Annotated in this window: 6 protein-coding genes and 3 pseudogenes; 5 read left to right on the top strand and 4 right to left on the bottom strand. The window is 70.7% G+C overall.

The window, feature by feature from the left end:
• The 3 genes and pseudogenes from ABZ281_RS27620 to ABZ281_RS27630 all read right to left on the bottom strand — a co-directional run.
• Nucleotides 1-844 (bottom strand): annotated as a pseudogene (locus tag ABZ281_RS27620) ((Fe-S)-binding protein); the annotation flags it as partial.
• Between the two features lie 315 nt (nt 845-1,159).
• On the bottom strand, nt 1,160-1,723 hold the full coding sequence (locus tag ABZ281_RS27625) for a hemerythrin domain-containing protein (RefSeq protein WP_356659713.1): 564 nt from the start codon (nt 1,721-1,723) through the stop codon (nt 1,160-1,162).
• A gap of 273 nt (nt 1,724-1,996) precedes the next feature.
• A complete protein-coding gene (locus ABZ281_RS27630; protein ID WP_356659715.1) occupies nt 1,997-2,548 on the bottom strand; it encodes a sigma-70 family RNA polymerase sigma factor in 552 nt (183 codons plus the stop codon).
• A gap of 350 nt (nt 2,549-2,898) precedes the next feature.
• On the opposite strand from ABZ281_RS27630, the gene ABZ281_RS27635 reads away from it, so the two are divergent.
• Nucleotides 2,899-3,309, top strand: coding sequence for a four-helix bundle copper-binding protein (locus ABZ281_RS27635; RefSeq protein ID WP_356659717.1), 411 nt, complete (start codon nt 2,899-2,901; stop codon nt 3,307-3,309).
• Nucleotides 3,310-3,458: 149 nt separating this feature from the next.
• Here the strand turns inward: ABZ281_RS27635 and ABZ281_RS27640 are convergent, their stop codons facing one another.
• Nucleotides 3,459-4,976 (bottom strand): thiamine pyrophosphate-binding protein, encoded by a 1,518-nt coding sequence (locus ABZ281_RS27640; protein ID WP_356659719.1) that lies wholly within the window; start codon nt 4,974-4,976, stop codon nt 3,459-3,461.
• A 325-nt stretch (nt 4,977-5,301) separates the two neighbouring features.
• On the opposite strand from ABZ281_RS27640, the pseudogene ABZ281_RS27645 reads away from it, so the two are divergent.
• The 4 genes and pseudogenes from ABZ281_RS27645 to ABZ281_RS27660 form a co-directional block, all read left to right on the top strand.
• Nucleotides 5,302-6,006, top strand: a pseudogene (locus ABZ281_RS27645) (cytochrome b); the annotation flags it as partial.
• Nucleotides 6,007-6,091: 85 nt separating this feature from the next.
• Nucleotides 6,092-6,256 carry a hypothetical protein gene (locus tag ABZ281_RS27650; RefSeq protein ID WP_356659723.1) on the top strand — a complete coding sequence of 55 codons (165 nt, stop codon included), beginning with the start codon at nt 6,092-6,094 and terminating at the stop codon, nt 6,254-6,256.
• 649 nt (nt 6,257-6,905) lie between these two features.
• Complete coding sequence (locus tag ABZ281_RS27655; RefSeq protein ID WP_356659721.1) at nt 6,906-7,856, top strand: 4Fe-4S dicluster domain-containing protein; 951 nt, start codon at nt 6,906-6,908, stop codon at nt 7,854-7,856.
• A pseudogene (locus tag ABZ281_RS27660) lies at nt 7,853-8,060 on the top strand (polysulfide reductase); the annotation flags it as partial. The gene ABZ281_RS27655 and the pseudogene ABZ281_RS27660, both read left to right, overlap by 4 nt.

Raw genomic sequence — 8,060 nt, forward strand, 5'->3', positions numbered from 1 at the left:
GTTTCCGCCGCGCCGGACCGGAAGACGGCGGTGCAGCTGGGTTCCAGGCCCACCACCGGGGTGCCCCGGCGCAGGTCCTCGCGGAGCACCTCGACGGTGTGTCCCAGGAGCCGCTTGGCCACGTCGAGCTGCCCTGGAGATCCAGGTCAGTCCGCAGCACACGGCCACGTCGGGCACCTTGCCCCGGAAACCCGCGGCTTCCAGGACCTCGACGGCGGCCCGGCCGATCGAGGGGGTGAAGTGGTCGGTGAAGGTGTCGGGCCACACCACGACCTCGCCCCGGTGCCCTGCACCGTGGGCCTCCACCCCGCTCCTGCCACCAGTCGGTGAACCGCTGCTCTGCGAAGAGGGGCACGCCCCGCTCGGGGGCGATGCCGCCGGCCGCCTTGGCAAGCCGGGCAACCCACGGCAGGGAGACGGGCGCGTTGACGGTGCGGGACACCGGCACCACGAGGCGGGCCACGGCGGGCAGCCAGCCCGTCGAGTAGTGCGCCAGGGGCCGCAGCCGCCGCTTGTAGTGGTGGTGCAGGAACTCCGATTTGTAGGTGCCCATGTCGACGTTGACCGGGCAGTCCGTCTTGCAGCCCTTGCAGGCCAGACACAGGTCGAGCGCGTCGTGCACCGCGTCGGAACGCCAGTCGGGCGGGACGGGCGAGTCGTCGCGCACCATCTCGAACAGCAGGCGGGCCCGTCCCCGGGTGGAGTGCTCCTCCTCGCGGGTGGCCCGGTAGCTGGGGCACATCACGCCACCTTGCGAGGAGCGGCACTTGCCGACGCCCACGCAGCGGCCCGCGGCCCGGCTGAACCGGCCGTCGTCGTGTGGGTAGGAGAAGGCGGTCTCCGGTTCCCAGGGAAACGACGACGACGCCGATGGGCACCTGCCGGTAGTTCGAGGCGTCCGTCGCGTACGCCGCGCAGGACCCGTGTCGAACCGGACCTCGCCGTCGACGCCCGCCCGCAGGTCGTGTTCCAGGGCGTCGACGTCGATGTCACCGGCGGCGCGGGCCTGCGGCAGGCGGACGACGGGCAGGGGCAGTTCGACGGGGTCCATGAGCAACCTTTCACCTGGGCCATTGAGACGCGCGGGCGGCCACGCCCCCCTTGTCCCGCCTCCAGGGCTGTCTTGGCCGGACCGGGTCGGACGGGCGCGGTGCCCGGGTCAGGATCCCTTTCCGCGGCCGGTCAGGGCGTCCCTGACACGATCGACCAGGCCCGCCCCTGGGGCCAGCAGCTTGTTGGCGGGAGGGGTGTCCGGAGCGGAGGGGGGCGGCCGGGTCGGTGCGGTCTTCTTGGCGTGACGCACCTTGTCCCCCAGCTTCATCAGCTCCTCCTCGGAGGCCGCCGCCCGCAGCCGGGGGAAGAGGTTGTCCTCCTCGTCTCGGACGTGGGAGCGGATCTCAGTCATCAGTTCGCCGATGAGCCGGGCGAACTCCGGGTCGTCGGCGTCAACGCCTTCGAGTTCCTTCATGGTCCGCTCGGCCTCGGCATGGTCCTCGATCTCCTTGCCGGCGACGGAGTCGCCGTCCGGCAGGATCTCGCGCACTGCCGGGTACAGGTAGGCCTCTTCAGCCACCGAGTGCCGCACCAGCTCGATCACGGCCTGGTCCGCGTACTCCTTGCGCTGCTTCTCCCCAGGTGCCAAGGCCTCGATCTTCCCGAACAGCTCCTCGACCTCGCGATGATCAGTCACCAGCTCCGCGATGATGTCTCCTCCGTGACCCATGGTTCGTCCTTTCTCGTTCTCCGGCGGGGCGACGCCGGGTGGGTATCCCTGCCGTCTCGCAGGCAAACGGGGCACACGAGTCGCCCGCCCGGGTCTGCGGGGTCAGCCCCGGCCCGCCTGGTCTCCGCCACGCCGCGCGTAACGCGGTCCTCCTCGGCGTGCCTTGTCGCGGCCTCAGGGGCGCCGTCTCCGGGGCCGGCCGCACCAGAGCGGGCTGCCGGCCCGGGGCCTGCCGTTTGGATCAAGCCGCAGGAAACCGACGGTCCGGGTCGGTCAGGGGTGCCGACCCGGCTGGACCGCTCCCACCCGCGCCCCTTCCGAGCGCATCGCCTCCTGTACCGCTTCCTCGGGCAGGCCGCAGGCTTCTGAGATCTCCGCAGGTGTCGGCGCATCCCCCTGTGTGCGCTGTTGCAGTTCCTCCCGCGCCCGCCACACACGCTGACGGGCTTCCTGGACCTGGCGGGGCAGGCGCACCAGGCCGCTCCTGTCTCTCAGGTGGCGCTTCAGTTCCCCGGTGATGGTGGGCACTGCGTAGGACAGGAAGGCATGCCCCCTGTGTGGGTCGTAGCGGTCGATGGCCTTGACGAGTCCCAGACAAGCGACCTGGAAAAGGTCCTCCAGGTCCTCACCGCCGGTGATGCGGAATTTCCCGGCGATGCGACGGGCCAGGGGCATGAGCTGTCCGGTGACCCGTTCGCGCGCCACCTGCCGCTCGGGCCCGGGGGGCAGATCGGCGACGCTGCACACAAGTTCATCGATGTGCTCAGGGGAGGAGAACACGTCCCCCTGCTCGATGGGTTCAGCGGGGATGCTGTCGGGCTTCATGCTGATCCCTCTGGCTGTCGGTGAGGATGGGCCGGTCTCACAAGTCCCCTCTCTTCTTTAGCCTATGCAAAGGTCATCTTGTGCGCTCGCCGTGCGACAGGCAGTCGGGCAACCTCCGGGAGGGTGCCGCACCCCGCGTGGGCGGCGCCCCCGGCTGCGGGGGGGGGCGCGCCAGGTTCAGCCCGGCGCGACGCGGGCCGGCAGGCACGGTGTGCGTGAATCGAGCCAGCCGCACACAGAGTCGCCGGTTTCGTGGCCCTGCCCCGGTGAAACCCGGCCCCTACTACCGCCGCCCGCTCACTACGGCGTACGGCACCATGGCACAAGACCTACTTGTGAGGCGATGAGGCATGACCACATCGGTCAAGGAAATGCTGGACACCTACCCCGCTGACCTGGGCGGCGTAGACCGCGAGGCAATGGCGAAATGCATCCAGGAGTGCATCGCCTGCGCGCAGGCGTGTACCGCATGTGCGGACGCCTGTCTGTCGGAGCGCATGGTCGAGGAGCTGACCAAGTGCATCCGCACGAACATGGACTGCGCGGACATCTGCAACACCACGGCATCGGTGCTCTCGCGCCACACCGGCTACGACGCGAACATCAGCCGAGCCGTCGTCCAGGCGTGCGCCACCGCCTGCAAGGCTTGCGCGGAGGAATGCGGCAGCCACGCGGATATGCACGATCACTGCCGGATCTGCGCCGAGGCCTGCCGCAACTGCGAACAGGCTTGCAACGAACTGCTCGCCGAGCTGAGCTGAGGTCCCGCGCCACCTGCCGTCACCGGACGGACTGCGGATGTGACGTTCCTTCTCGGCGGCTGTCCCTCGGCGGAACAATCGCCAGGCCGTACCGGCCACGGGCGGCAGCACTCGTCGCGCCGTCGCGGCCGTCTGCACCTTGACGGCGTTCAGGGGGAACATCGCATCCACGCTGGCACAGGTGCAGGTGCCCGGCGGGGTCCCACGGGGCTGTGTGCACCCACCCCGGGTGCACACAGCCCCGTGGCGGGGCGCCCGACCGGCTCACGCGGCCTTCCGGACGCCAGAGCGCTCGTCCGTCCATCCAGCGGCTCGGCCCAGTCCAGCGGTGTGTCCCCGTCCACCATGAACTCCAGCAGCATCGGTCCACGCGCGGCCAGCGCGTCCTCCCAGACAGCGCCCACCCTCCCTGGCCGGTCGCAGCACAGGCCGGGCAGGCCCAGAAGGCGGGCGTACCGCGCGTACGGGACAGTAGGAACCTCGCCGGTGACCGGGATGCGCGGGTTCTGAGCGGCTGTGCGGCGTTCCCACGTCAGTCGGCTCAGATCTTCATTGTTGAGGACGCAGAAGATCGACGGCGGCAGGTCGGCGAGCCGTTCCAAGTGCCGTCGAACCGTGATCAGTTCGTTCATGCCCCCGGCTTGGAGAGCGCCGTCGCCGATCAGGGCGATCACCGGGCGGTCGGGGGAAGGCCGGGCGTCCAGGGTCACGGTGGCATCCCCGGTCACCCGGATGACGGCGGGCTCGGCATGACCGTCCGGCGCGGCCGCCGCGCCCGAGCCGACGACAACGGCCCGGCTCCGGCCGGTTTCCGGCACCGAGGCGGCATCGAAGTCGTCGGCCTCGACCAGCAGCAGGGTGTCGCAGTCCCGGAGCAACGCGGCCGCGGCCGCACTGCCGCGGGGCGCCGCCACCCCCGCGACGTACGGCAGATCATCCGGCACGACATCGCGAGCGGACGGCGTCTTGACGACGGCCGCTCCGACGAGCTCGGCGACGGCCACAACCTGGCCGCAGGTGCCGACGGCACCTCGCCCTACGACGACCGCGACCTTGCGGCCGGCGTTGAGGACCTCGGCCGCGCGCACGAGGTCCCGCTTCTCGGGCGACCGCAGCGCCGGGTGCCGCAGCTGGGGGGCACGTGCGTCTTCGGCACCAGAGGACGCAGGCGCCTGGGCCTCCAGGACGGTGCGGGGCACGATCAGCGTGGCCACCCCGCGGTCACCTACCGCCGCCCCGAGGGCACGGTCGAGTGCCTCCCCCATCAGGGCCGGGTCGGAGACCGGATCGCAGTACTCGGACACCTCGGCGAGGAGGTCCGTACTGCCGATGGTGCGCAGTGGCTTGCCGTGGTCGGCGGGCGCGGGCTCCTTTCCGACCAGGGCGAGCACCGGCACGCGGTCCAGGGCCGCGTCGTACAGGCCGCCGAGGAGATGCAGGGCGCCGATGCCGGACGGAGCCAGGCAGCAGCCGACCCGTCCGGTGAGCTTGGCGTGGGCGCAGGCCATCAGGGCGGCCGACTCCTCGTGCCGTACCTGCACGAACTCGGGGCTCTCGCGGGTCAGCGCCGCCACCAGGGCGTCGACGTCCCGTCCGGGGAAGCCGAACACGCGGTCCACCTCCCACGCCCGCAGACGTGCCGCTACGACATCGCAGACGCTCGCCACGTGGACCTCCTGCATCGCAGACCGACCGTCGCCGACCGGGTTGCCCCGAGCCCGCACCACCAAACCGGCACATGATCGCTCCTCGCGCACGGGCCAGGTGGCCGGCTCCGCGCGCCCGCTCCTCACCTGTCGTCCGGCGGACCCTCGCTGCCCCTCCGGTGCCGTTTCGGCTGCGCGCGCCCGGGGCACCCGTGCCAGGCTCGAAAACGAGCGGTCGACGCCTGATCACGGCCAGCAGCGGCACGGATCCAGTGGCAGGAGGGTGGAAACGGTGGCGTTGCCTGACGAGAACGGAGCGATCCGCCCGGCCGCGCGCGGGGAACGGATGGCGAGCGCCCTCGACAAGCGTCTGCCGCTCAGCTCGGCGGGCAAGGAGTTCCTGCGCAAGGCCTTCCCTGGCCACTGGTCCTTCCTGCTGGGTGAGATCGCCCTGTACAGCCTGGTCGTGCTGGTGGTGACGGGCGTCTTCCTCACCCTGTTCTTCCATCCCGACATGGCGGAGCGGCCGTACACGGGCTCGTACGTGCCCCTGCAGGGCGTGCCGACGTCGGAGGCGTACGCGTCGGTGCTGCACATCAGTTTCGACATCCGCGGTGGGCTGCTGATCCGCCAGATGCACCACTGGGCGGCGCTGGTGTTCGTGGCCGCGATCGGCGTGCACATGCTGCGCATCTTCTTCACGGGCGCCTTCCGACGGCCCAGGGAGGTGAACTGGACGATCGGCGTGACTCTCTTCTGGCTCGCGGTGCTGGAGGGTTTCTGCGGTTACTCACTACCGGACGACCTGCTGTCCGGCACCGGGCTGCGTACCGCCGAGGGCATCGTGCTGTCCGTCCCCGTGGTCGGCACGTACCTTCAGTTCTTCATCTTCGGCGGCCAGTTCCCGGGGCACGAGATCATCCCGCGCATGTACGCCGCCCACATCCTGCTGATCCCCGGGCTGATCATCGCCCTCGTCACGGTCCATCTGGGCTTCGTCATCTACCACAAGCACACCCAGTGGGCCCGGCCCGGCCGCACCAACCAGAACGTGATCGGCAAGCCGATGGTCCCGCAGTACACGGCGAAGTCAGTCGGCCTGCTCCTGACCCTGGCGGGCGGGCGTTCTGGCCGCGATGAGCGCGCTGCTGCAGATCAACCCGATCTGGAGCTTCGGACCGTACCGTGCCGACCAGGTCTCCCTGGACGCGCAGCCGGACTGGTACATGGGCTTCGTCGAGGGCGCCCTGCGCATCATGCCCGCGGCGGAGACGAACGTCGCCGGCCACACGATCGAGTGAGGTGTCTTCCTGCCGGGCGTGGTGCTGCCCGTGACCCTGTTCCTGCTCCTCTACGCCTATCCGTTCCTGGAACGCTGGATCAGCGGGCCGGGGCCGGAACAGCACCTGTGCGACCGGCCTCGCAACCAGCCGACACGCACCGCCATCGGTGTCGCGGGCTTGTCTGCCTATGCCGTGCTGCTGGCGGCGGGCGGACAGGACGTCCTGGCCTATGTGTTCAAGGTGCCGTTCGAGATGCTGACGTACTCCTTCCGTGCCGCGTTCTTCGCCGTCCCCCTCCTGGCGTATCCGGTGACCAAGCGGGCGTGTCTGGGCCTCCAGGCGGCCGACCGGCGCCGTCTCCTGGACGGACAGACCGTCCCCGAGGTGCGTATGACCGCCGTGGGCGGTTACCAGCAGGCACGGATCCTGCCGACCAGGGACGAGACCTACCGCATCCTGGTGCGCGACGAACCACGTCCCCGCGCACACGGGACGGAGGCCTGGCGCTGGTTCCACAAGCATCGGATCCGCAACGGCCTGAGCCGTTGGTACTACGGCAAGCGGGTCGAGATGCCCGCCACCGAGTGGCAGCGCGAGCGTGTCGACGCCGTACGGGCGGGTCCGGTGAGGGCGACGACTCCGACGAGTGAGCGAGGAGGTGGCGGGCATGCCCGACAGCGACACCCCGCCCCGCATGGGCTTCTTCACGGACACGTCCGTGTGCATCGGCTGCAAGGCCTGCGAGGTGGCGTGCAAGGAGTGGAACGCCATCCCGGAGGACGGCCTGGAACTGACCGGCATGTCCTACGACAACACGCAGGGACTCGGCGCGGACACCTGGCGGCACGTCGCCTTCATCGAGCAGCGCACGTCACTGGGCGGCCAGGAATCCGGGGTCGCCCACCAGGACCTCGACGTCTTCGACGCCGCCCGACGCCTGGACAGTTCCCCCTCCTCCCCCGGCCCCGGAGCGAGCGCGCCCCCGCCGGACCAGGCACCGGCCGGTGCGCCCGCCGGGCAGATCTCACCCGCGTCCCCCGACGGACGCACCGAGCTGCGCTGGCTGATGTCCTCGGACGTGTGCAAGCACTGCACACACGCCGCCTGTCTCGACGTGTGCCCCACCGGTTCGCTGTTCCGCACCGAGTTCGGCACGGTCGTCGTCCAGGAGGACATCTGCAACGGCTGTGGCTACTGTGTGCCCGCCTGCCCGTACGGCGTCATCGACCTGCGCCCGAACGACGGGCGTGCCTGGAAGTGCACCCTGTGCTACGACCGGCTCGGCGTCGGCATGGAACCGGCCTGCGCCAAGGCGTGCCCCACCGACTCCATCCAGTTCGGGCCGCTGGAGGAGCTGCGGGAACGGGCGTCGGGGCGGGTTGAGCAGCTGCAGGCGGCCGGTGTTCCCGAGGCCCGGCTGTACGGCGAGAGTCCCGAGGACGGTGTCGGCGGCGACGGCGCCTTCTTCCTGCTCCTGGACGAGCCCGAGGTCTACGGCCTGCCGCCCGACCCGGTCGTCACGACCCGCGACCTGCCGGACATGTGGCGGCACGCGGCGATGGCCGCCGCCTCGCTCGCCGCGGTGGCCGTCGCCAGTTTCCTCAGGAGGCCACGATGACCGGATCGGACGTGACCCGGAACGGGATCAAGGGCGCGCAGCCCGGGCGGGAGGCCGTCACGGGAGTGGAGACCGGGCGTCGGCGGCGCCGCCGCGGACGCGGCGAGCAGCCCACGGTGCCCGAGGCGCAGTTCTCCTCTTACTACGGCCGCATGATCACATTCCCTACAGATCGGACACGCGCCGCGGACGGCGCACTGCACC

The sequence above is a fragment of the Streptomyces sp. NPDC006265 genome, from assembly GCF_040613555.1.
Lineage (GTDB): Bacteria > Actinomycetota > Actinomycetes > Streptomycetales > Streptomycetaceae > Streptomyces.